Raw genomic sequence first — 21,905 nt, forward strand, 5'->3', positions numbered from 1 at the left:
GAGTTACTCCAGAGAGGCCACCGACACTTTAAGGTGTATAAGACGGCGTTTATCAGAGTTGGTTACCTTAAAGTGAATATCACCAATGGTAACTTCATCGTTCGTTTCAGGCATGTGCCCGAACGCTTTAAGCACAATACCGCCAATGGTATCAGCTTCTTCTTCGCTGAATTTGGTTTCAAAGAAGGCGTTAAATTCGTCAACGGGCGTTAACGCTTTAACTGAATAGGTCGATTTGTTCAGTGGGCGAATATCATCGGTACCGTCTTCTTCGGTATCGTATTCGTCTTCAATTTCACCAACAATAATCTCTAGTATATCTTCAATGGTAACAAGCCCTGACACACCGCCGTATTCATCCACAACAATGGCCATGTGATAGCGTTGTTGGCGAAACTCTTTCAGCAGTACATCTACACGCTTACTTTCCGGCACAATAACGGCAGGACGTAAGATATCGCGTAAATTAAGACTTTTTTCTGGATTAAACGCATAGCTTAGTAAGTCTTTAGCAAGCAATATGCCTTCAATATGATCTTTATCTTCACTAATAACGGGGAAGCGGGAGTGGGCTGATTCCAACACCACAGGTAAGAATTCATCGACATTTTTTTCAACGTCTATGGTGGTCATCTGCGCGCGGGGGATCATAATATCCCTAACTCGCATTTCGTTGACACCTATAACGCCTTCAATCATCTCCCGGGTTTGGGGATCAATGATTTCGTTCTGCTCGGCTTCAGTAATAACTTCAACCAGTTCTTGTTTGCTTCTCGGCTCGCCAGAGATAGAAAGTTTAAGTTTGTCTAACCAACTTTTTCCTTGGGAGCCGTTGGTAGAGTGAGGATTATCGTCGCTCATAATGTCCGCTAATTTATTGATACAACGTCAACGTTAAATGTCTTGGGGAGGGGCGTCAATGCTTTATTGTTTATTTGCACGTAAATTACGCAACTGCCCAAGTGTAACTTGTTGGCGCTATTGGGTTTTATTGATAAGGATTACCAATATTTAAAGATGCCAATATACGAATTTCTTTTGCTTCCATAATCTCAGCATCAGCATCGTTTATATGATCGTAGCCCAGAAGATGTAATATTCCGTGAACGACCATATGGGCATAGTGGTTGGTGGGGGCTTTGTCTTGCTCTACCGCTTCACGCATGATCACAGGCACACAAATAACCAAATCACCAAGCAGGTTCATTTCTATGCCAGGTGGAACTTCAAAGGGAAAAGACAGCACATTAGTAGGCTTATTTTTACCTCTGTATTCATGGTTTAGCGTTTGTGACTCTTCATCATCAGTGAAGCGTACGGTAATTTCTTGCTCACCAGTATTTTCCGCCACAAGGACTGCATTGGCCCATGTTTCGATTTGCTCAACAGAGGGAATGGCCTTAGCCATTTCCGCGTCAGCTTCATAAGCTTGCTGGTAATCTACAATAGCTATCACTGGCTATCGCTATTTTGTTGTGCAGATGAGCTATTAGATGAGGCGTTAGCATCAGCTTGTTCACGTTGAAGACGCAAAGCTTCCTCTTTCTTCTCTTTGCGAACACGCTCTTGTTCGGCGTCATAATGTTCATAAGCACGCACGATTCGGGCTACTACAGGGTGTCTGACCACATCTTCAGCGTTGAAGAAGTTAAACGAAATATCGTCAACGTTACTCAATACTTCAATAGCGTGGCGCAAACCAGAGCGGGCACCACGTGGTAAATCAACTTGGGTGATATCACCGGTGATCACCGCTTTAGAATTAAAGCCGATACGGGTTAAGAACATTTTCATTTGTTCAACCGTGGTATTTTGACTCTCATCCAAAATAATAAAGGCATCGTTTAACGTACGGCCACGCATATAGGCTAATGGTGCAACTTCTATTACGTTACGTTCCATTAATTTTTCTACTTTTTCGAAACCAAGCATCTCAAATAAAGCATCGTAAAGCGGGCGCAGGTAAGGGTCTACTTTCTGTGAAAGGTCACCTGGCAAAAAGCCTAGCTTCTCACCCGCTTCTACAGCAGGGCGAGTGAGTAGTATTCTACGTATTTCTTGGCGTTCTAGCGCATCAACTGCTGCAGCAACGGCTAAATACGTTTTACCTGTACCTGCAGGGCCTACACCAAAGGTAATATCATAATTGAGAACATTAGCTACATACTGAGCTTGATTCGGGTTACGGGGCTTAATAACGCCGCGTTTCGTGCGAATGTGTACTTCTTTACCGAAATCGCCAGTGCCTGACTCTGTATCTTGCTCTAGAGCCGCGGCCTGTTGAATGGCTAAGTGTACTTGCTCAGGTTCAAGTTCAGGTAAGCGGCCTTTTACTGGCTGAGTTTCTACATACAGTTGCTTAAGTAACTCAGTGGCGCTCTGAATTTGACGTGGCTCACCTAGCACCTTGAACGCATTATTCCGGTAAGTAATTTCTACTCCCAACCTGCGCTCTATTTGCTTGATGTTGTCGTTAAACGGCCCACATAAGTTAGACAAACGTTTTGTGTCTGCCGGCTCTAAATCAAATTCATTACTTACCAATGTACTCAAACTACTGTATTCCTCACTTTCAATATTTATGCTGGGTTAAATTGACCTACGCCTATCGCGTCAGGCAAGTCAGCCTCGTGCTTGGCCATAATAGATTGGGGCGAAACAGCAACACGCAAGCCCATTTCATCTTCACGGCGAATAACATCACCACGTAATGAATTGGAGAATACGTCTGTCACTTTCACATCTACGAATTCACCAATCATATCCGGCGTACCTTCGAAGTTAACCACGCGGTTATTTTCAGTACGGCCAGAAAGCTCCATAGGATTTTTCTTTGACGGGCCTTCTACCAAAATACGTTGTTCAGTACCTACCATGTTACGCGCAATACGCAACGCTTGTTGGTTGATACGTTGCTGTAAAAGGTATAAACGCTGCTTCTTGGCGTCTTCGGTTACATCATCTACTGCATCTGCCGCGGGTGTACCAGGGCGAGCACTGTAAATGAAGCTAAAGCTTAGGTCGTAATCAATGGCCTGAATAAGGTCCATTGTGGCTTCAAAGTCAGCATCGGTTTCACCTGGGAAACCAATGATAAAGTCGCTCGACATACTAATATTTGGGCGAACTTTACGAAGCTTACGAATTTTAGACTTATACTCAATAGCGGTATGACCACGCTTCATTAAGTTAAGAATTCGGTCTGAACCACTTTGCACAGGCAAATGGAGGTGATCAACAAGCTCAGGAATAGTGGCGTACACGTCGATAATATCATCGGTAAACTCAACCGGATGCGACGTGGTATAACGAATCCTGTCTATACCATCGATAGCTGCAACAAGTTCTAATAACTCGGCAAAGCGACATACGGTTCCATCGTGGTTCTCACCGCGAAACGCGTTTACGTTCTGGCCTAACAAGTTAACTTCGCGTACGCCTTGACCGGCTAGCTGGGCAATTTCAAGTAATACGTCATCTACCGGACGGCTTACTTCTTCACCACGGGTATAAGGTACTACGCAGAATGTGCAGTACTTAGAACAGCCTTCCATAATAGAAACGAACGCCGTAGGGCCTTCAGCTCGAGGCTCAGGTAAACGGTCAAATTTCTCAATTTCAGGGAAGCTTACGTCGATAACCGACTTTTCGCCGCCTTTAAGTTGGTTAATCATTTCGGGCAAACGATGTAAGGTTTGCGGGCCGAAAACTAAATCAACATAAGGCGCGCGCTGACGAATAACGCTACCTTCTTGAGAAGCTACGCAACCGCCTACGCCAATGATAAGCTCGGGGTTATCTTGCTTAAGGTTCTTCCAACGACCAAGTTGGTGGAACACTTTTTCTTGTGCCTTTTCACGGATAGAGCACGTATTAAGCAATATAACATCGGCTTCTTCCGCAGTTTCCGCTGCAGTGTAGCCATGAGTAGAGTCGAGTAAGTCTGCCATTTTCTCCGAGTCGTACTCGTTCATTTGGCAGCCCCAGGTTTTGATATACAGCTTTTTAGTCATAACAACTAGTCGATAACCTGATAGAGTTCCCGTAAGCAATTGACTGGCGGTTGAAAATGCCACACGCTAACTAGGTTAGGTGTAAATTCTGGCAAAGCCTGCCACTGCAGTTTTGGGAAGATGTTCAAAATAGCCGCGTATTTTACCTGTTATAACGTCGAATGCCCAGTGTATTCACCCACATTCGACGGAATTTAATGCACTGCCATCTTGCAAGGGCGGTGTGGTTGATATAAAGCATGAAGCAGAAGATATTAGTAAATTAAAATGGCGAACGTATTTGGGCTCACATTCGTATTATTTATTAGTGCAAAGCGAGTAAGCTATTGGGTAAGTAGAAGAGATTTATAGTATGTATGATTTTTGTATAAATGGTGGTGGCATGGTTGGGGCTGCGCTTGCATTGGGCTTAGCGAAGCAGCAATACCGGGTAGCTATAATTGAGCCCCACTTGCCCAAAGCTTTTGACGAGGCCAGTAAGCCAGACTTAAGAGTATCTGCCATTAGTGACGCGTCTGTATCGTTATTAACCTCGTTAGGCGCGTGGGAATACATTGAAACAATGCGTGTTAAGCCCTATACGGGCCTGAGTGTGTGGGACGATCCCGCGCATCGAACAGACTTTACAGCGCAAAGTATCGATGTACCTCAGCTAGGCTTTTTTGTTGAAAACCGTTTATTGCAATTAGGGTGTCATCAAGCATTAAAGGCGTTTGACAACGTAACATGGTTTACTGGCTGTAAGGTGACTGATATCGCGCTTGGCAATAGCTCAGTTAGTAACTCAGTTGATAGCTCAGTTAATAGCTCGGCTAATTCTGCAGCGTCATTGGCCCACGCCGCTATCCTTAGTCTTGATAACGGCGAAACTATTCACGCTAAGTGGTTGATAGGTGCCGATGGTGCGGCCTCGCAAGTTAGGCAATCTGCAAATATTGGCGTATCGGGTTGGCAATACCGCCAACAAGCTATGGGTATTACTATTGAAATGGCAAACCCGGTTAACGCCATTACATGGCAAGAATTTACCCCTGAAGGCCCTAAAGCCTTATTGCCAATGTTCGACAATTACGCCTCGTTAGTATGGTACGACTCGCCCGATGAACTTAAGCGGTTATCAACCCTTAATGCCGCACAATTAAAACAAGCCATTATAGAAGCCTTTCCCAGTGAGCTAATAAAAAACGGTAACGACTTTACAGTAATAGACAAAGCTACATTCCCGTTAACCCGTGCACATGCTAGCCGCTATGTTACCGATAGCGTTATTTTGGTGGGCGATGCCGCCCACACCATTAACCCATTGGCAGGGCAGGGAGTTAACTTAGGGTTTAGAGATGTTGAAACCTTATTAGCGGTGACCGGCGAAGGTATCGACTTAACGTCGCTAGCGTTTAAAAGCCGCTTAATAACAAGCTACGAAAAGCCACGCCAGCGTGATAATGGCTTGATGATGTCTGCCATGGACGGTTTCTATGGCTTGTTTAGTAACGATATCGGCCCCATTAAATGGTTAAGAAACCAATTACTTTCTGTGGCACAACACTTTGAGCCAGCTAAACGGGAAGTACTTAAATATGCGATAGGGATGCGAGAATGGAAGTTTTAATCATACTTGCCGTACTGTTCGGCGCACTTTTTATAGTAATACCACTTATCGAGCGCTCGAAAATGCGCATTAGTGATGAAGACACCGCCAAGTGGTCTAAGTGGATATGGCCGCTAATGGGCATTCTACTTGTTGCACAACTTCTGCGGATGCTGCTTAGCTAGCTGTTTGGATGGGAAGTTGAAAGCTCGAAAGGTTGAAAGGGCGTTGGGAGAGTGTGCATTAGAAACTCGCGGTAAACCCATCCATGGGCGCTCTGCCACAGCATCCATGCTGTGGAAGGTTTCTAATGCATACTCTCCCAATGCTCTATAGATGCACGAGTGAACAGCTACCACTTAAAAACTCGTGGTAAATCCATCCATGGAAGGTCTACCAAGGCGTTCACATTGTGAAGGGGTAAAGCGGGTTCACCATATACATCTTTCACTCAGGCCAAGAAGTTTTAAGATCGATGAGTACTTTATCTATCATGGTTTCGATGGCGTGATCGTCGCTTTGCATTAACGCAAAAGTGCGAAGGCCTATAAATTGGTTTTGTAACCAATCTGCGGCTTTATCAATCGGTGTGCTCGAAGGTAGAGAGTTAGTTTGAACGGCCTTTTCTACAATCGATTTGAAGCACGCTTTTAAGGTACTCATGCCATCAAGCACAGATTGTTTCCCGTTTTCACCCAGCATCTCTAATTCGGTAATAGACTTAATTAATAAGCATTGGCGCTGGAAGCGCATTTCTTCAGGATTAATAAGCTCGCTGACGAAAAATTCGCGTAAAGCGTCAAGGGGGCTGACAGCCTCAATAACAATGCTGAGTTTTTCTTGGCTGTTCGTAACATACTTTTCCACTACTAACTGGAACAAGCCTTCTTTACTTTTAAAGCGAGCGTAAATACTGCCGGGTCGCATATCTAGCGCTTGTTGAATGTCGCGCATACCAGCGGCCTGAAAGCCTTTTTGCCAAAAAAGCGCCGTTGCCTTCTCAATCACTTCAGACTCTTCATATTTCATTCTGGTATACCTTATATTTGAATATTTTGAACACTTGTTCAATTATGGCTTGAACAAGTGTTCAAGTAAACCTATATTGTATTACATCAAAACGTAATCAGTATTTATCATTTTAGTTACTGGTTTTCAGTTCACATCAATAGGAGAGTGACATGAGCGATTTTACATTACACACAGCAGATAGTGCACCAGAAGCAGCTAAACCACTTCTTGATAATTCTCAAAAAGCTTTCGGTATGATCCCTAACTTGCATGCAGTAATGGCGGAAGCGCCAACGTTGCTTGAAGGTTATCAAGTACTTCACGGCTTAGCACAAGATACGTCATTCAATGCAGAAGAGCTTACGGTAGTATGGCAAGCGGTTAACGTAGAGCATGCGTGTCATTACTGCGTACCAGCACATACCGGTATTGCTAAAAGTATGAAAGTAAGTGATGAGCTAATTGAAGAGTTACGTAACGACGAAACCCTTTCTGATGCCAAGCTAAACACTTTGAAAGATACCGTACTAGCAGTAACGCGTGGTCGTGGCCACATTGAAGATGCACAGCTTAAAGCATTTTACGATGCGGGTTATGCGCATAAGCAACTATTAGAGATTATTCTAATATTGGCGCAAAAAGTGATGAGTAACTACACAAACCACCTAGCTGAAACCCCAGTAGACGATGCATTCAAATCGTTTGCCTGGGAACCGAAGTAAGGTACGAAGAAGGTAGAGAGAGCTAACTCTTCTACCCGTAGTGAAATAGCAATGGTTTTACGAAAGTTCAAGTAAAACATGAATATACAAAAACGGCCTTTGATAATCAAAGGCCGTTTTTTTACGTCTAATTTTCTTGTTATTTGCTATTTTGGTTAAACAAAACTGTCATATAAAAGCAATAAACCTTGAAAGTGTATATACAATTGATATATGGTGTATAGCCATATTCCGCATGAACTCATAATGAAGTTCTTGATGAGGACTTACATTGGATAAGAAAAAGAAAAAAAAGAATAGTCAGCTGATTATTCGCATAAATGATCAGGAGCGTGCTGACTTTATTCATCTCTGCGAAGAGTTAGATACTACAGCGGCTAGAGAGATCAGGCGGTTTATTAAAGAATTCACTGAAGAGCAAAAAGCCAAGTCTTCAGATTAGCGCTTTTGCTTTATCAAAAATGCATATGCTCTTAAAGCAGTGATTACATCGAGTGGGCGTATAATGCCTAGCATTCCTCACTCAATAACAATAGTAATAAAAGGATATTTCCAATGGCTAAAGCTAAAAAAGTCAAACAAGAAATCAAAGTAACAAAAGCTAAAATTTCTAAGCAAGAAGGTAAACTTAAAAAGCTTAAAAAAGAGCTTAAAAAAGCGAAGAAAAAATAGTTCGCTATATTAATTTACATTTATAAAACGGCGTATAAGCATGGCTTTACGCCGTTTTTATTTTCTATTAATGGCATTCGTATGTCTGTTTCGGTGCCACAGTTCATCAGATAAATGCTTCATCTAAATGAGTATCCACTACTGCTAATTGAACGTCTTAGGCGCTATACTCATAATGGTAAAGTAACGATACTCGCCGCTAAGGAACATTCTTGTCTGACATTCACTTCTACGAACCCAAGTTAGGTCATAACCTCGCACACGATCCGTTTAATGCCATTATTGCGCCTAGACCCATTGGCTGGATTTCGACTAAAAGTAAAGACGGTAAGCCCAATTTAGCGCCTTACAGTTTCTTTAATGCACTTAATTACACGCCACCTATTATCGGTTTTTCTAGCGTGGGTGATAAAGATTCACTGAAAAATATCAAAGAAACCGGTGAGTTTTGTTGGAATCTTGTCAGTAAATCATTAGTTGAGGCAATGAACCAAACAAGTGCACCGTTAGCATCTGATGAAGATGAGTTCGCATTCGCTGGTTTAAGCACCGCTGAATCTCACATTGTTGATGTACCACGGGTTAAGTCCAGCCCGGTCAGTATGGAATGTAAGCTTACCGATATCGTACAGCTAAAAAATGCAGAAGGCGGCTTATGTGAAAGCTGGTTTGTCATGGGCGAGGTAGTAGGCGTTCACATTCAAAAAGGTATGATTGAAGCGGGTGTATATAAAACGTTGAAAGCTGAACCTGTCATGCGTGGTGGCGGAGCAGGGGATTACTTCACCGTAGATAGTCGCAATATGTTTGCGCTTTTCAGGCCGAAATAGAGAGAGTTTATGGCATAAAAAAGCAGTGGCGACTGTGTTTAGTTAGCGGCCACTGCCTTTTATTACTGCTTAATGTTTCGCTTACCAAATACCGTCTTCAGATTTACCCTGAATTTCACAGTCTCCAGCTTTATATTCTACCTTTTCACCCCTATCGCGCTTAGCAAAGTAATCTTTGCTGATAGAGACAATGGTAGGCGTCATCCACACAATCGCGGTGATATTAATAACAGTCATTAACCCTAATGCCATATCGGCCATGGCCCATACTTGCGGCATAGCAGCTTGAGCGCCCCAGTAAATCATACCCAGGTAACCTATTGTGTAGGCGGCTCGACCCGCGCGGTTATCGAGTTTGAACATATGTAAGTTACTTTCGCCGTAGGCATAGTTAGCCACAACCGAAGTGAAGGCGAATAAGCTAATAGCGGCGGCAACAAAGTCAGTTCCCCCTTCGCCTAAGTGGCTGCTCATTGCATCTTGGGTTAATCTAATGCCTTCCATTTGATCGGAGTTAGACCCGCCGGCAAGCAGAATAATAAAGGCGGTAGAGGTACAAAGCACCATAGTATCTAAAAACACGCCCAGCATTTGAATGTAGCCTTGTGACACTGGGTGGTTAGGGTTAGGTACCGCGCTGGCCGCTGCATGAGGCACAGAGCCACTTCCGGCTTCGTTTGAGTATAACCCTCGTTGTATACCGTTTTTAATCGCTGCCCCTAGCGCGCCAGCTCCCGCTTCTTGCAATCCAAATGCAGATTTTACGATATCCATCAGCATCGCAGGTAGTTCTGAGATGTTGATAAAGGTAATTCCCAATGCCACTAATACATAACCAATACCCATAAAAGGCACAACAAACTCAGCAAATCTAGCAATACCGCGTAAGCCACCTATTACGATTAAAGAGGCTAGGGCAATAATCGCTATGCCTGTGTATTCGCTGGGAAATTGATACGCGTTGTTTAATGCATCCGTGATGGTGTTTGCTTGCACCGCACTAAAGACAAAGCCGTAACCGAAGAAAAGACATAAAGAGAAGGCTACCGCTAACCAGGTTTTATTCAAACCTTGTTTAATGTAATACGCAGGGCCGCCACGAAACTCACCGTTTTCATCACGTACTTTGTAAAGTTGCCCTAACACGCTCTCTGCGAAGCCTGTGGCCATGCCTAATATGGCAATCATCCACATCCAGAAAATAGCCCCCGAGCCACCAAGCGAGATAGCTACAGCTACCCCTGCTAGGTTACCGGTACCTACTCGGGCTGATAAACTAGTACACAATGCCTGAAAAGAACTAATACCTTCTTTTGAGGATTTATTGCTTCCTTTCAATAAGGAAAACATGTGACCAAAATGACGTAATTGAACACCACCTAATTTAACGGTAAACCAAATACCACACACCAATAGCATTATAATTAATACTTGGCCGTTACCCCATAAGACGTTATTCACCGCCGAGACAAAGTCGTATATCACGCGTTTTCCTTTGTTTTTGTTGTGAGACTCGTAGAAATCCTAAAGAGGCTGTTACTCGCTTAAAGGCAAGTACCTTAAAAGGCTAATATCTAAATCGAGAGTACTTTAAATGAATACACCTTAACTAAAGCACCGTAGAAGAAAGTATCTTGCAGGAGAGCGCTCAAAAGACACAGTAAGCAAATATAGTAGCATGTGGGAAAAAAGAGTGAAGAGGGAATAAGTAGTTAGATTACAACTTTATTTAGGTCTAAAAACAAAAAACCGGTCGAAGGACCGGTTTCTTATGTATGGCTGGGGTAGCAGGACTCGAACCTACGAATGGCGGGATCAAAACCCGCTGCCTTACCAACTTGGCTATACCCCAACTGTGGTGCGGAAGGAGAGACTTGAACTCTCACGCCGTGAAGCACTGGAACCTAAATCCAGCGTGTCTACCAATTCCACCACTCCCGCACAGTCAGAACCTCAAGAGAAGTTAGATAAAAAGAAAAATTGGTGGCTATGGCGAGATTCGAACTTGCGACCCCATCATTATGAGTGATGTGCTCTAACCAACTGAGCTACATAGCCTCCGGCTTTTTCTTTTCCCTCTCAGGAAGTGGCGCGTATTATGCGGATATGACTGGCGACCGTCAACCCCTTTTTTACTAACTTTTTCTAAGTGGCTAATATCTGTGCGTTCAGGTCTAAAATCTAGTCAAAGTGCAGTGAATTTAATCAAATATCGCCAATAAACCTAAACTTAATTCCATGGCGTTGATGAAGTTTTAGTCTGGTAATAGCAAACATCGATAGGTCTAGGACTATAAATTTTGTCATGAAAGAAAGAATTATTGAGTGTTTGTCCAGTTTTCATACGTTTTTGGTATTCAGGGTGTGAGGGAAGCTGAATATAATACAGTTTACCCGACGTATCTTTGTTACCTGCGTAACTATTTTTAATTTGGCTCTTATCTGAAGGCACTTCAATAACGCCACTATTCTCTATTGGGCCCCTAGGCAATTGCTGCAATACTTCCATCCCCTCAAGTACTCGTCCAATAACAGACATATTTCGGTCTAAATGTCTGGGGGCTTGGCCAATCACAATATAAAACTCCGTGCTGGCAGTGTCCTTTTCACTATTTCGGGCAAAAGCGACCGTGCCAGGGCAGTGAAGCGCCCACATCTCATTTCGAGCGCTGTCTATTCCTACAGGAAACCCATTTAGAAAACCTGTAGCGGGGGCAAACATGTCATTTTCTTCTATAACAACCGCAGAGGATGAAAGTGGGGTAACAAACTCAGCCTTCAACTTATCGGTTCCTTGCGAGGGGGTATGGCTTTCATTACTTCCTCCTTGGGCTACGAAACCGTCTACCACGCGGTAGAAGTACTGCTGTTGATAAAAATCACGCATAATCAATTTACGAAAGCGTTTTACATGATGGGGCGCTAAAGCTGGGTTCAGCGCTATGACGACATCACCGTAGTGTGTCTCAAGGGTAACGATATGTTTAGTAGGCACCTTGTACCATTTGTTGGCTATGTTGGTATCCAGCAGGAGCTTTTCTTTTATCAGAGTATCCTCAACGCTTTTCCCATGGTCATTTGCGGAAACAATACCTACACCAGAAAATGCCACACAGAGCGAGACAGACAGTGCTGAAAGTGAACATATGAGGTTTTTTATCATTTTATTTGTAAGCCCTAATGTGAATCTTATTATAAGCACTGTTATAAGTGCCATTTGATGTGTTTAAAGTACCGAGTCATTGCCTGTTAAATCAACAACTAATTCTACAGGCAATAAAAAACCACCTCTAAGGGTGGTTTTTGTAACGTTAAAAGAAAGGCTAGCCTAGGCTACATTCTTATTACACGTTAAATCTAAAGTGAATTACATCGCCATCTTTAACAATGTATTCTTTACCTTCTAAACGCCACTTACCGGCGTCTTTAGCACCTTGTTCACCGTTGAATTCAACAAAGTGATCGTAGCTAACGATTTCGGCACGAATAAAGCCTTTCTCGAAGTCGGTGTGAATCTTACCTGCTGCTTGTGGTGCAGTTGAGCCTTCTGGGAAGGTCCAAGCGCGTACTTCTTTTACCCCTGCTGTAAAGTAGGTTTGAAGAGTCAACAAGTTATAGCCTGCACGAATAACACGGTTAAGACCTGGTTCTTCAAGCCCCATGTCTTGCATGAATTCTTCACGCTCATCGTCTTCAAGCTCGGCAATGTCAGACTCGATAGCGGCACATACTGCAACTACAACGGCGTTCTCGCTTTCGGCGATAGCGCGTACTTTGTCTAAGTATGGGTTATTTTCGAAACCGTCTTCGTCAACATTAGCAATGTACATGGTTGGCTTGAGGGTAAGCATGTTCATGTAGCTGATTGCCGCGTGCTCTTCTTTAGTTAGTTCTAAAGAACGAAGTAATAAACCTTCATCTAAATGAGGCTTAATTTTTTCCAATACTTTAAGTTCATACTTAGCATCAGAGTCGCCACCTTTAGCGCGTTTAGCAACACGATGTAGGGCTTTTTCTGTGGTTTCTAAGTCTGAAAGTGCAAGTTCGGTATTGATAATATCAATATCGTCTTGTGGGTTAACTTTGCCCGCAACGTGAACAATATTTTCGTTGTCAAAACAACGAACCACGTGGCCAATGGCATCGGTTTCACGAATGTTAGCTAAGAATTTATTTCCTAAGCCTTCACCTTTTGAAGCCCCTTCAACCAAACCTGCAATATCAACGAATTCCATCGTGGTTGGAATAACACGTTGAGGGTTTACAATTTCAGCCAGTTTGTCCAAGCGAAGATCCGGTACAGGTACAACGCCTGTATTGGGCTCTATGGTACAAAAAGGGAAGTTTGCCGCTTCAATACCTGCTTTTGTCAGTGCATTAAAGAGTGTTGATTTACCTACGTTTGGTAGTCCAACAATACCGCATTTAAAACCCATGGTAGGGATCCTTGTCTGGAATTAGTACTAGCTCAGGCTCACGCCTTAAAGGAGTGTAGCCGATTTTGCGCTTGCTTTAGGTCGTTTTTAAGGAGTATTTCAGTACAGCGCACAGCTTCGTCAATGACACTTTCTATGGCCATTTTTTCTTCAGCGGGGGGCTTACCTAATACATGTCCGGTAACACGGCTTTTGTGACCCGGATGTCCAATACCAATACGCAAGCGTAAGAAGTCTTTATTGTTACCCAATTTTGCCACAATGTCTCTAACACCATTTTGACTAGAGCTACCGCCGATTTTGTATTTTGCTACACCGGGAGGTAAGTCGAGTTCATCAAAGGCCACTAAAATTTGTTCGGGTTCAATACGGTAGAAATTGGCTAATGCCGCTACAGCCTGACCACTCTTATTCATAAAAGTTGTAGGGTAGAGTAAGCGCACATCTTGCCCAGCAATAGTCACGCGGGCGGTTTTACCGAAAAATTTGGATTCTGGTTTTAGCGGGGTATTGAAGGTGTCGGCAAGTTGGTTGAGAAACCATTCACCGGCATTGTGTCGGGTATTATCATATTCGGGGCCTGGATTTCCCAGGCCCACGATAAGTCGGATATCAGCCAAGCTGATTATTCCTCAGAAGCTGCTTCTTCGTCGCCTTCTTCTGCATCAGCTGCTTTAGGAGCAGGCTTAACAGTGACTACTGCAAGGTCGTGAGTCTCGTCGTCTTTTCCAAGCTCAACAGAGGTGATACCAGCAGGTAGTGTAAGGTCAGACAAGTGAAGAGTAGAGTCCATTTCAACGTTAGCAATATCTACTTCGATGAATTCTGGAAGATCTTTAGGCAGACACGTAATTTCGATTTCGTTTACGTGGTGCTCAGCGATACCGCCAGCTTTGATAGCTGCAGACTTGTCTTCGTTGATGAAGTGAAGAGGTACGTTAGTGTGTAACTCTTGACCTGCGATTACGCGCTGGAAGTCAACGTGAAGAATACGAGGCTTAAAAGCGTGACGTTGCATGTCTTTAACAAGTACTTCAACAGCTTTTCCGTCTACGTTCAAAGTAAGAACGTGAGAGTAGAACGCTTCAAAATCAGCAGCGTTGTTTACTTTGTTGTGATCAAGAGTGATCGACACTGGCGCTTCTTCACCACCGTAGATGATACCAGGAAGCTTGTCTTCACGACGTAGGCGGCGGCTCGCACCTTTCCCTAGGTCTGTACGTACAGTAGCTTCCAGAGTAAAAATTGCTTTAGACATTATATGTCTCCAATAAAAAATTAAGAATGTAAGTTCTTGCGACCAGAACCTACTGTTATAGGGCGTTGTAGCTACAAATTGTATACAACAATCGCCGCCTCAAATTTTGAGGGCGGCGAATTCTAACACCGAGGCCTATAACATACAAATTTTACTTGGCGGGTGTGCTTATGTTAGCGAGGCTTCATAATATTGGAAGCTTTACTTAGCACTAACCTAAAGCCTATTTAGTTAGCACAACACGATAATGAGCCTTGCCATCACGAAGCCGTTGTACTGCTTCATTAACCTCGTCGAATTTAAAGGTTTCTGTCACCGGCGCAATATTATGCAGCGCTGCAAATTCCAGCATGGTTTTAATGGTTGCAGGGCTACCTACTGGCGAACCTGATACTGAACGTTGACCTCCAATAAGATTAAACGCCCCTATATCTAAAGGCTCTAACGTTGCACCAACAAAGTGTAAACGGCCTTTAGGCGCTAGAGTCGATAAGTACAAGTTCCAATCAAGCTTCACATTCACCGTAGAAATGATAAGGTCGAACTTGCCCGCGGCGGCTTTAAGTTCATCTTTATCGCGGCTATTTAAGGTTTCATGAGCACCAAGTTCTAACGCTTCTTGTTTCTTCGATTCACTCGAAGTAAAAGCAACAACCTTACATCCCCACGCATTCAAAAACTGCAATGCTAAGTGCCCTAAGCCGCCAATACCTACCACGCCAACTACTGAGGTGGGTTTAATATCAAATTGTACTAGTGGGTTAAATACCGTAATACCGCCGCAAAATAGTGGCCCAGCACTTTGTGGGTCTACACCATCAGGAATAGGTACAACGGCCGTAGCTTGAGCTCGAACTTTATCGGCAAATCCACCGTGGCGACCGCCAATCGTCATCGTGGCATTAGAGCATAAGTTTTGATCGCCAGACTCACAGGTGCCACAGCTATTACAGTAGCCGGCGTGCCAGCCCAAGCCTACCCGCTGACCTACTTTCAATGACGTAACGTGTTCGCCTACCGCACTTATTTTTCCCACCACTTCATGTCCTGGTACGAATGGGTATTCACTTATACCCCATTCATTATCCAACATGCTTAAATCACTATGACAAATGCCGCAACTCTCCACGTCTATCTCAACATCGTGAGAGGCTAATTCGCCAGGGTCATATTCAAACTTTTCCAGCTTTCCACCTGGCTCTTGTGCTGCGTATGCATTAATCATTTATTACTCCTACTATTAACAGTGACGTTTGTACGGCGTAGATAGCCGTAATCGATCACCGGTTCCTTTTTCCAATCAACCACTGCTTAGTCAAAGCATGCTTAGTGAGTGGGTGCGTTTCCTATCACTCTGCTGGCGTCGAGAATTTCTACACTTTCAACCTGTAACACGGTGCCGTATTGGGTGATAGTCATAAGGTCCGGCATAGGCATACCGGTAACCTTAACGATTAAGCCATTTCTATGAAATTTCTTATCCAGTTTTCGAAGTGTGTAGCGCTCGCCATCTTCAGCAATAAAGGCATAGAAGCCACCTTCCATTTCTTTGTACACAATGGTGCCGGTTAGGGTAACTTCACTGGCTTCACCTGACGCGCTAAGACGTTTTTGTTCCGCAGTTTTAGCCACTAAGGCTTGCTGAGGCTTTTCATCTGCTTTTTCAGTCATAAGGGGCTCTTCTTTAACATCTACAGTGGCGTCATCTTCATTAGAGCAGCCAACAAGGGCTAATAGTAATGTGGCGGCTGACAGCGTAGATAATGTGCGAGTAAATTTCATAAATGCCTCTTTTATAGTTTTTTGTTAGATACTAACCGTAAACCGAAAGTGGCCACATGGCTACAAAGAAAGACTACTTTAAAGCAGGTTTAGTTCTCTTTATTTTGAATGTCGGGCCATTTACTGATGAAATTTTGAGCGTGTTCGGCGGTCATCGGGCGACCATAGAAAAAGCCCTGGGCATTCGTAAAACCTAGCTGTTGTAACAAAGTGGAAACTTCTCGGGTCTCTACACCTTCTGCAGTGGTTTGCAAGTGTAATGCATTAGCCAATTGTAGTATTGCTGACAAGATAGATTCCGCATTTGCACTGTTTAGGTTTTGAGTGTGTTCTGACGCGGCAATAACGAAACTTCGGTCTACCTTAAGCTTGTCAAAAGGGAAACGTTGAAGGTAAGACAGTGAAGAGTACCCTGTACCGAAATCGTCCAATGCGATCCGAACGCCTTGCTCTCTTAAGCTATTCAAAAGCACAATCGTGCTGTCGCCATCACACATTAATGATGATTCAGTTAACTCAAGTTCTAATCGAGAAGCGGGCAGACCGGTTGCTTTAAGCGCCTTGATCACCGTAGTGAGTAAATTGGTTCGCTCAATTTGAACGGGAGAAACATTCACAGCAACTTGAAGCGGTGCAGGCCAGTTCATGGCATCACTACAGGCCTGTCTTAAGACCCATTCCCCTAACTGGACTATCATGCCATTTTCTTCAATAAGGTGAATAAAATCGGTAGGCGACACGACGCCTCGTTCGGGGTGGTGCCAACGAACCAATGCTTCAAAACCGATTAGCGTATTATCGCTAAACCGAATTTGAGGCTGGTAGAGCACAACAAAGTCGTGGTCTGCAAAGCTCTGACGAAAATCACTTAGCAGCGCCAATCTCAACATGGCATACTCATCGAGTTTAGGATCGTAGAAGCAAAGTTTGTTTTTACCGCTCGCCTTGGCTGCATATAGTGCCATGTCGCTGGCACGTTGAAGAGACACTGGGGACACACCATCCATTGGCGCGTTTGCTACCCCAATGCTGGCGCCTAAATCAAACGAGTGCTCTTGATGTAGCCATGGTTCAGCTAATAAGTCGTGGATTTTCTGCCCGAAACGTGTTGCTTCCAGAGGCGTAAGGCTATTTTTGAAAACCCAAGCAAATTCATCACCCCCCAGTCTTGAGAGCAAGACATTCTTTGGTGTGATTTCTTGAAAACGACAAGAAATTTCTTTTAATAACGCATCACCAGCTAAGTGGCCTAACGTATCGTTAATCACTTTAAAATTATCAAGATCTAACGTAACTAAGGTTATATCCTTGATTATTTCAGGGGTGTTCAGTTCAGCTTCAACGACAAAGCATTCTTGTAATGTTTTGGAGAATAAGTGGCGGTTAGCCAACCCAGTTAAAGAGTCGATATTAGCTAAAAACGTCATCTCTTTTTCGCGAAGTAGCGCATCTGTCACATCAGTGCTTACGCCGCGCCAGCCAGATAAGTTACCCGTACTATTAATAAGAGGTTGGGCAGTCAGCGACCACCATTTAGTATCGCCATTGACTTCAATAGGAATGTTATCTTGTGTGAAGGGCTCATTCTGTTGAAAATTGGTCGCTAATTCTCTCACTACGTGCTGGTTCGCCGCAGATGTGCTGTCTGAAAGTAAGTTTAAAAAATGGCTGCCAGAGAGTTGTTGTACAGGTTTCCCTAAAACATGTTGCATACGTAACGAGACATGCTTCAAACATCCGTGACTATCAATTTCCCATAGCCAATCACTAGCGTTTTCTTCAAAATCTTTCAACAACAACCCTACAACCTGGCGTTGATGTTCTATCGCGGTTTCTGCCATTAATCCGCGAACAAAACGTTTCGATGTAACCAGCACCACACAGCTTAGATATATCCAATAGATCAACAGCAATGCAGATATAAATAAATACTCGCCAAAATAACTTATGTGGATACCTACTGATACCCCCAAGGTTAAGAACAAAACCCAAAATAACGCGGCTGCGGGTAAGGACGCAAACTGCCAAGCGCCAGTTGCAATAAATGCTGCAATAATAGCAACTAAGATAATCTTACCTTGGGTATCCAATACTCCAAGTAATACGGTCGTCATTTGCGCATATAAAACAGCCGCCAATCCCAACATGAGTGCCAAGATAAATTGAACCCGCTTAGAGCCGGTATTCTCAATTTTTCGTTTAACCAATAAGTACCAAGCAATAACATCACCGGCTGCGATAATAAGTAATGACAACGACCATGCAATCATGAAATCACTATTAATAAGGCCATTAGCAAAAACGGAACACAAAATAACGATGAGAACAGTTGCACTGCTGGCAAGGGGAAGTTGTCGAGATAGAGAGTCAATTTGCCGGGCACGATAGTAGTTAGCCAGCTCAGACGTAGCATCGGGGTCGGTCCAAAATCGACTTAACCAATACCAAAATGCTGTTGACGAGCGAGTTTTTCTTACATTCACTAACCGCTCCTTTTTTATTATTTGTATTTGAACGTGGCTTGTAAGAAAACTCACGTTAGGAACAACTTTTTTAACAGACTGATCGTGGTTGAAATTCGACCGTTAGTCTACGACTTAGTCTACGAGTGTTAATAATAGTAAAAGAGACACTAAATATTTTACTTTTTTCAGGTGATTTTTAATGTGGAGATGAAGAGGCAAGAATAGTAGGCACAAAAAAAGGGCCCGTAGGCCCTTTTATATATAAATCGTCGAACTGTCATCGCTTAACTTATTCGCGGCGAGAATTCGAGATGAGTACTTGTGACGGTTACTAGAAACTAGTACTCAAACATCGCTGAAATAGACTCTTCGTTGCTGATACGACGAATCGTTTCAGCAAGCATTTCAGATAATGTTAGTTGTTTCACTTTTCCAATCTTCTGCATATCTGCACTAAGCGGAATAGAATCGGTAATGATAATTTCATCGATGACAGATTCTTTTAGGTTCTGTGCTGCGTTACCAGAGAAAATTGCATGGGTGGCGTAAGCATAAACATTACGTGCACCATGGCTTTTCAATGCTTCAGCTGCTTTCGCTAACGTGCCGCCAGTATCAATCATGTCATCCACAATAATACAGTCACGGTCATTAACGTCACCAATTATGTTCATTACCTGAGCAACGTTCGCCTTAGGACGGCGTTTGTCGATAATGGCAAGATCAGCATCGTTAAGTAGCTTAGCGGTAGCACGTGCTCGAACAACACCGCCAATATCTGGCGATACTACAACCGGATCGGCAAAATCACGTTGAACCATGTCGGCCAACAGGATAGGCGTTCCGAATGCATTATCTACAGGTACATCGAAGAAACCTTGAATCTGCTCGGCGTGCAAGTCGATAGTAAGTACTCTATCTACACCAACGTTAGAAAGAAAGTCTGCGACAACCTTTGCAGTAATTGGCACCCGGGCTGAACGAACGCGACGGTCTTGACGCGCATAACCAAAGTATGGAATTACCGCAGTAATACGACCTGCTGATGCGCGGCGCAAAGCGTCGATCATCACGATCAATTCCATTAGGTTGTCATTAGTGGGTGCACAGGTTGATTGGATAATAAAAACGTCCGAACCACGGACGTTTTCATGAATTTCTACGCTAATTTCACCATCACTGAAACGGCCTACTTTGGCGTTTCCGAGTTTGGTATAAAGGCGATCGGCGACTTTCTGGGCAAGTTCAGGTACGGCATTACCTGCAAAGAGCTTCATATCTGGCACAAGTGGGTTCCTCAGTGCGTTGATAAAAGAGGTTTGGCTGGGGTAGCAGGACTCGAACCTACGAATGGCGGGATCAAAACCCGCTGCCTTACCAACTTGGCTATACCCCAATTTTTTATTTCTTGTCCGATGTGGCGTACACGTGCTCTGATTTTTTTAATTTTTGTAATAGCGGTGAGCGATTCACACCTTTTGCAACAAAACTTTGCCAAGCAGCAGGCAGTTTAGCCTGAACTTGTTTAGCGGAAACTTCGTCAGAAAAGGTGGCAAATACGCAGGCACCTGTGCCCGTCATTCGCGACGGTGCGTAGTGTACCAACCACTGTAATAAATTTGCAACTTCGGGATAGCGATTAACGACTAATTGCTGACAATCATTGCGAGTTTTTTCAAATTGGTAGTCTTCCCACTGCATAATTGGTGTATTTCTAGGCAATTGTTCAGCGGTAAATACCTCGGCGGTACTAATATGCACATTGGGGTTCGCCACCAAATACCATTTTTCTTGTTGCGGGGCAGGGGTGATCTCTTCACCTACTCCTGATGCAAAAGCGGTAAGCCCGCGAACAAAAATAGGTACATCGGCGCCTAACTTTAACCCAAATTCAGCAAGTTCATCTTCTTTTAGCCCCGTCCCCCACAAATGATTCAAAGCGACTAGCGTTGTGGCGGCATTTGAAGATCCGCCGCCAATTCCGCCGCCCATGGGTAAGCATTTTTCTACACTAATGCTAACACCTTTATCAATATGAGCATGTTCAGCTAATAGCTTAGCGGCACGCACAATAAGATTATCTTCATCTTTTACCCCTTCGAGCGGGGTAGCCATAGAAATTTTACCCGAATCATTAATGTCAAAAGCAAGCTTGTCGCCGTAATTAAGCATCTGAAATAAGCTTTGCAATTGGTGATAGCCGTTCGGGTAACGACCATTAATATGTAGAAAAAGATTAAGTTTGGCGGGAGATGGCCACCAATCTGGGCTTATCTCTTGTGGATTCGTTACTTCTGAATTAGTCATGTTTATTTCTTTACTTCCGAGCCTGTCACAACTGAGTTTGTCACGACTTAGTTTGTTACTTCTAGCTTTTTTTAGTGCTAGGTTTGACGCTGCTAGGTTTAGGCTTGAAACTAAAGCAGCGTCCATTCATATATTTTTATTTTTAATTGCGTTGATGGCGGGTTGGGTTGAACCAAATTAATAGCGTGGGGCAGCCACACATTATTGCCTTCGGGGGTAGTCACATTGCCATAGTTAGCATAACTCACTTGCCAGCCTTTACATGCACGACAATTGCTTTCAAGGGTATTAAGCAAACCCTTGTCGGTAAGGGTAAATTTATCATCGGCAAGAGGAAGCCCTTTGATCCACGAAAGTAAGGGGGCGACGGGAATATCCATGCCAGTGGTATAATAGATTAAAGGTTCAGGATCGGCGTCTTCATATACTTCATTACCGGCTTCTAAAATGGCTTTATCACCATTTACATTCAAATCAACCATGGTTACACCGAGTAAATTGGTTAATCGGAAATGAAAATTGGCGTCATCGGTTTTCCACAATAGGTTCGCGCTAGCCCCTTCTTTTTCCTTTCTGAAGGCTATTTTTCCGCGCAATTGCCAGGCATCAACTTGAGCCACCTTTTTAAGCTGGGCGCTAAGGTTGACGGCGTCTTCAGGACCATCAGGTAAGGTGATACAGGCGCTGATAAATAGGCTAACCACTACAAGTAAAAAAGCAAAGCGAATCATTGGGTGTCGTCTTAGGTAAAGTGCATACTTTATGTGAACACAGTTCTACCAACACTTTCAATCATTTTGGGTTTTTCGTACAATGCGCGT

Annotated in this window: 21 protein-coding genes and 4 tRNA genes; 5 read left to right on the forward strand and 20 right to left on the reverse strand. The window is 43.6% G+C overall.

Translation table 11 applies throughout. From position 1 onward, the window contains the following. Window positions 1–3 precede the first annotated feature (3 nt). From KYS23_RS10175 to miaB, 4 genes are all read right to left on the reverse strand, one after another. Complete coding sequence (locus KYS23_RS10175) at window positions 4–861, reverse strand: HlyC/CorC family transporter (RefSeq protein WP_013784735.1); 858 nt, start codon at window positions 859–861, stop codon at window positions 4–6. A gap of 127 nt (window positions 862–988) precedes the next feature. Beyond that, on the reverse strand, window positions 989–1,456 hold the full coding sequence (ybeY, locus tag KYS23_RS10180; RefSeq protein ID WP_159531196.1) for an rRNA maturation RNase YbeY: 468 nt from the start codon (window positions 1,454–1,456) through the stop codon (window positions 989–991). Continuing rightward, entirely contained in the window at window positions 1,453–2,553 is a 1,101-nt protein-coding gene (locus KYS23_RS10185) for a PhoH family protein (RefSeq protein ID WP_218397105.1), read from the reverse strand. The genes ybeY and KYS23_RS10185 overlap by 4 nt, the downstream gene beginning before the upstream one ends. 26 nt (window positions 2,554–2,579) lie before the next feature. Beyond that, window positions 2,580–4,013 (reverse strand): tRNA (N6-isopentenyl adenosine(37)-C2)-methylthiotransferase MiaB, encoded by a 1,434-nt coding sequence (gene miaB / locus KYS23_RS10190; protein WP_159534559.1) that lies wholly within the window; start codon window positions 4,011–4,013, stop codon window positions 2,580–2,582. Between the two features lie 352 nt (window positions 4,014–4,365). On the opposite strand from miaB, the gene KYS23_RS10195 reads away from it, so the two are divergent. After that, a complete protein-coding gene (locus KYS23_RS10195) occupies window positions 4,366–5,622 on the forward strand; it encodes an FAD-dependent monooxygenase (protein ID WP_159531192.1) in 1,257 nt (418 codons plus the stop codon). Then, on the forward strand, window positions 5,610–5,786 hold the full coding sequence (locus KYS23_RS10200; protein WP_201299258.1) for a hypothetical protein: 177 nt from the start codon (window positions 5,610–5,612) through the stop codon (window positions 5,784–5,786). The genes KYS23_RS10195 and KYS23_RS10200 overlap by 13 nt, the downstream gene beginning before the upstream one ends. 262 nt (window positions 5,787–6,048) lie before the next feature. Here KYS23_RS10200 and KYS23_RS10205 read toward each other — a convergent pair whose 3' ends face one another. Continuing rightward, window positions 6,049–6,630 (reverse strand): TetR/AcrR family transcriptional regulator, encoded by a 582-nt coding sequence (locus tag KYS23_RS10205; RefSeq protein ID WP_159531190.1) that lies wholly within the window; start codon window positions 6,628–6,630, stop codon window positions 6,049–6,051. Between the two features lie 152 nt (window positions 6,631–6,782). Between KYS23_RS10205 and KYS23_RS10210 the strand changes: the two genes are divergently transcribed. The 3 genes from KYS23_RS10210 (at window position 6,783) to KYS23_RS10220 (ending at window position 8,836) form a co-directional block, all read left to right on the forward strand. Then, window positions 6,783–7,334 carry a carboxymuconolactone decarboxylase family protein gene (locus tag KYS23_RS10210; protein WP_159531188.1) on the forward strand — a complete coding sequence of 184 codons (552 nt, stop codon included), beginning with the start codon at window positions 6,783–6,785 and terminating at the stop codon, window positions 7,332–7,334. A 271-nt stretch (window positions 7,335–7,605) separates the two neighbouring features. Continuing rightward, entirely contained in the window at window positions 7,606–7,776 is a 171-nt protein-coding gene (locus KYS23_RS10215; protein WP_013784701.1) for a hypothetical protein, read from the forward strand. A 442-nt stretch (window positions 7,777–8,218) separates the two neighbouring features. Further along, on the forward strand, window positions 8,219–8,836 hold the full coding sequence (locus KYS23_RS10220; protein WP_159531185.1) for a flavin reductase family protein: 618 nt from the start codon (window positions 8,219–8,221) through the stop codon (window positions 8,834–8,836). Between the two features lie 81 nt (window positions 8,837–8,917). Here the strand turns inward: KYS23_RS10220 and KYS23_RS10225 are convergent, their stop codons facing one another. The 15 genes from KYS23_RS10225 to lolB form a co-directional block, all read right to left on the reverse strand. Further along, window positions 8,918–10,321 (reverse strand): alanine/glycine:cation symporter family protein, encoded by a 1,404-nt coding sequence (locus KYS23_RS10225; protein ID WP_159531183.1) that lies wholly within the window; start codon window positions 10,319–10,321, stop codon window positions 8,918–8,920. 291 nt (window positions 10,322–10,612) lie between these two features. Continuing rightward, a tRNA-Gln gene (locus KYS23_RS10230) sits at window positions 10,613–10,688 on the reverse strand. A 4-nt stretch (window positions 10,689–10,692) separates the two neighbouring features. After that, window positions 10,693–10,777: transfer RNA gene (locus KYS23_RS10235), tRNA-Leu, on the reverse strand. A gap of 40 nt (window positions 10,778–10,817) precedes the next feature. Then, a tRNA-Met gene (locus KYS23_RS10240) sits at window positions 10,818–10,894 on the reverse strand. A 172-nt stretch (window positions 10,895–11,066) separates the two neighbouring features. Beyond that, a complete protein-coding gene (locus KYS23_RS10245; protein WP_232370628.1) occupies window positions 11,067–11,999 on the reverse strand; it encodes a peptidylprolyl isomerase in 933 nt (310 codons plus the stop codon). A 181-nt stretch (window positions 12,000–12,180) separates the two neighbouring features. Next, window positions 12,181–13,272, reverse strand: a complete 1,092-nt coding sequence (gene ychF / locus KYS23_RS10250) for a redox-regulated ATPase YchF (protein ID WP_159531181.1) — start codon at window positions 13,270–13,272, stop codon at window positions 12,181–12,183. A gap of 38 nt (window positions 13,273–13,310) precedes the next feature. After that, window positions 13,311–13,892 carry an aminoacyl-tRNA hydrolase gene (pth, locus tag KYS23_RS10255; RefSeq protein WP_126873900.1) on the reverse strand — a complete coding sequence of 194 codons (582 nt, stop codon included), beginning with the start codon at window positions 13,890–13,892 and terminating at the stop codon, window positions 13,311–13,313. A gap of 5 nt (window positions 13,893–13,897) precedes the next feature. Further along, window positions 13,898–14,530 (reverse strand): 50S ribosomal protein L25/general stress protein Ctc, encoded by a 633-nt coding sequence (locus KYS23_RS10260; RefSeq protein ID WP_218418510.1) that lies wholly within the window; start codon window positions 14,528–14,530, stop codon window positions 13,898–13,900. 223 nt (window positions 14,531–14,753) lie between these two features. After that, entirely contained in the window at window positions 14,754–15,755 is a 1,002-nt protein-coding gene (gene ahr, locus KYS23_RS10265; RefSeq protein ID WP_218397103.1) for an NADPH-dependent aldehyde reductase Ahr, read from the reverse strand. A 101-nt stretch (window positions 15,756–15,856) separates the two neighbouring features. Continuing rightward, the gene (locus tag KYS23_RS10270; RefSeq protein WP_218397102.1) at window positions 15,857–16,312 is read right to left on the reverse strand and encodes a ribose-phosphate pyrophosphokinase; all 456 of its coding nucleotides are present in this window, start codon (window positions 16,310–16,312) and stop codon (window positions 15,857–15,859) included. Between the two features lie 89 nt (window positions 16,313–16,401). Then, window positions 16,402–18,795: a putative bifunctional diguanylate cyclase/phosphodiesterase gene (locus tag KYS23_RS10275; RefSeq protein ID WP_218418511.1), complete on the reverse strand. Its 2,394-nt coding sequence runs from the start codon at window positions 18,793–18,795 to the stop codon at window positions 16,402–16,404. A gap of 320 nt (window positions 18,796–19,115) precedes the next feature. After that, window positions 19,116–20,054, reverse strand: coding sequence for a ribose-phosphate pyrophosphokinase (locus KYS23_RS10280; protein WP_208806010.1), 939 nt, complete (start codon window positions 20,052–20,054; stop codon window positions 19,116–19,118). 43 nt (window positions 20,055–20,097) lie between these two features. Further along, a tRNA-Gln gene (locus KYS23_RS10285) sits at window positions 20,098–20,173 on the reverse strand. Between the two features lie 5 nt (window positions 20,174–20,178). Further along, window positions 20,179–21,084 (reverse strand): 4-(cytidine 5'-diphospho)-2-C-methyl-D-erythritol kinase, encoded by a 906-nt coding sequence (ispE, locus tag KYS23_RS10290; RefSeq protein ID WP_218418512.1) that lies wholly within the window; start codon window positions 21,082–21,084, stop codon window positions 20,179–20,181. Between the two features lie 110 nt (window positions 21,085–21,194). Further along, on the reverse strand, window positions 21,195–21,815 hold the full coding sequence (lolB, locus tag KYS23_RS10295; RefSeq protein WP_159531169.1) for a lipoprotein insertase outer membrane protein LolB: 621 nt from the start codon (window positions 21,813–21,815) through the stop codon (window positions 21,195–21,197). Between the last annotated feature and the right edge of the window lie 90 nt (window positions 21,816–21,905).

Origin of the sequence: Alteromonas lipotrueae, assembly GCF_019249255.1 — a bacterium.
GTDB classification, from domain to species: Bacteria; Pseudomonadota; Gammaproteobacteria; order Enterobacterales; family Alteromonadaceae; genus Alteromonas; species Alteromonas lipotrueae.

What these genes read in the sequence shown, in the direction of transcription:
- ispE (WP_218418512.1), bottom strand. Translation starts at nt 21,084, where the DNA reads ATGACTAATTCAGAAGTAACGAATCCACAAGAGATAAGCCCAGATTGG.
- KYS23_RS10195 (WP_159531192.1), top strand. Translation starts at nt 4,366, where the DNA reads ATGTATGATTTTTGTATAAATGGTGGTGGCATGGTTGGGGCTGCGCTT.
- KYS23_RS10175 (WP_013784735.1), bottom strand. Translation starts at nt 861, where the DNA reads ATGAGCGACGATAATCCTCACTCTACCAACGGCTCCCAAGGAAAAAGT.
- KYS23_RS10260 (WP_218418510.1), bottom strand. Translation starts at nt 14,530, where the DNA reads ATGTCTAAAGCAATTTTTACTCTGGAAGCTACTGTACGTACAGACCTA.
- KYS23_RS10210 (WP_159531188.1), top strand. Translation starts at nt 6,783, where the DNA reads ATGAGCGATTTTACATTACACACAGCAGATAGTGCACCAGAAGCAGCT.
- KYS23_RS10205 (WP_159531190.1), bottom strand. Translation starts at nt 6,630, where the DNA reads ATGAAATATGAAGAGTCTGAAGTGATTGAGAAGGCAACGGCGCTTTTT.
- KYS23_RS10280 (WP_208806010.1), bottom strand. Translation starts at nt 20,054, where the DNA reads ATGAAGCTCTTTGCAGGTAATGCCGTACCTGAACTTGCCCAGAAAGTC.
- lolB (WP_159531169.1), bottom strand. Translation starts at nt 21,815, where the DNA reads ATGATTCGCTTTGCTTTTTTACTTGTAGTGGTTAGCCTATTTATCAGC.
- ychF (WP_159531181.1), bottom strand. Translation starts at nt 13,272, where the DNA reads ATGGGTTTTAAATGCGGTATTGTTGGACTACCAAACGTAGGTAAATCA.
- miaB (WP_159534559.1), bottom strand. Translation starts at nt 4,013, where the DNA reads ATGACTAAAAAGCTGTATATCAAAACCTGGGGCTGCCAAATGAACGAG.
- KYS23_RS10200 (WP_201299258.1), top strand. Translation starts at nt 5,610, where the DNA reads ATGGAAGTTTTAATCATACTTGCCGTACTGTTCGGCGCACTTTTTATA.
- KYS23_RS10245 (WP_232370628.1), bottom strand. Translation starts at nt 11,999, where the DNA reads ATGATAAAAAACCTCATATGTTCACTTTCAGCACTGTCTGTCTCGCTC.
- KYS23_RS10270 (WP_218397102.1), bottom strand. Translation starts at nt 16,312, where the DNA reads ATGAAATTTACTCGCACATTATCTACGCTGTCAGCCGCCACATTACTA.
- ahr (WP_218397103.1), bottom strand. Translation starts at nt 15,755, where the DNA reads ATGATTAATGCATACGCAGCACAAGAGCCAGGTGGAAAGCTGGAAAAG.